This window comes from Streptomyces carpinensis (assembly GCF_002154505.1).
Lineage (GTDB): Bacteria > Actinomycetota > Actinomycetes > Streptomycetales > Streptomycetaceae > Streptomyces > Streptomyces carpinensis.
In genome coordinates this window covers 189-781 of sequence record NZ_MUBM01000747.1, presented here as the reverse complement: position 1 = coordinate 781, position 593 = coordinate 189, and the positions used below count along the sequence as shown (strand labels likewise).

Genomic DNA, 593 nt, shown 5'->3' with positions numbered 1-593 from the left:
CCCGTGTGATCACCCACGTGGTGCACACGAGTCGCGCGCGGATCGCACCCGGCACAGGATCGAGATCACGTGACGTCGCGTCACCCGCGGCGCGGCGCTCACCTTCCCTCCCTCCGTCCGTCCCTCGCCGCCCGCAGAGACCGCCGACCGCCGAAACGGCCGAGCGCCAAGACAGTCAAGACCGCCAAGCCCCGCCAAGGAGACGTACGCAGATGACCGCCACCTCTGAGCGTGTTTCAGAACCGACCATGCAGCAGGCCTCGAAACGTGTCTCCCAGTCAGTCTTCGACGGCTCCCGGCTCCGGGTCGTGCTGCTGGTGGACGTCTATGACGGCGCCCAGCAGCAGTTCCTGGAGGCGTACGAGCAGATGGGCAAGCAGGTCGCCTCCGTTCCGGGGCACGTCAGCGACCAGCTGTGCCAGTCGATCGAGAACCCCTCCCAGTGGCTGATCACGAGCGAGTGGGAGAGCGCGCCGCCGTTCCTCGCCTGGGTGAACAGCGAGGAGCACGTACGGATGGTGGAGCCGATGCACAGCTGCATCCGCGACACCCGGTCGCTGCGCTTCCACATCGTGCGGGAGACCGGCGGCCAG

General features: G+C 67.8%; 1 protein-coding gene. It reads left to right on the top strand.

What is annotated here, in order from left to right; genetic code table 11:
* Positions 1-212 precede the first annotated feature (212 nt).
* On the top strand, positions 213-593 hold a 381-nt coding region (locus BZY54_RS48500; protein ID WP_244217731.1), incomplete at its 3' end, for an antibiotic biosynthesis monooxygenase family protein.